Origin of the sequence: Streptomyces sp. P17 (genome assembly GCF_032436805.1) — a bacterium.
Classification (GTDB): Bacteria; Actinomycetota; Actinomycetes; order Streptomycetales; family Streptomycetaceae; genus Streptomyces.
Window position 1 is genome coordinate 1 of the sequence record NZ_JAVRBF010000645.1, and the last position, 281, is coordinate 281.

At 65.5% G+C, this 281-nt stretch carries 1 pseudogene; it reads right to left on the reverse strand.

Going from position 1 to position 281, the window contains the following annotated elements:
- Positions 1-281: pseudogene (locus tag RMT89_RS42440) on the reverse strand (preprotein translocase subunit SecA); the annotation flags it as partial.

Sequence of the window (281 nt, forward strand, 5' to 3'; positions counted from 1 at the left end):
TCGGCACGACGCGGTTGACGCGGATGTACAGCTCCGGGGAATCGTCGGCCGGGCCGGAGATGATCAGCGGGGTACGCGCTTCGTCGATCAGGATGGAGTCGACTTCGTCGACGATGGCGTAGTGCAGGCCGCGCTGGTAGCGGTCGGCCTTGGACAGCGCCATGTTGTCGCGCAGGTAGTCGAAACCGAATTCGTTGTTGGTGCCGTAGGTGATGTCGGCGGCGTAGGCCTCGCGCTTGTCGCTGTGCGGCATGCCCGGGTACACCACGCCCACGCTCAGG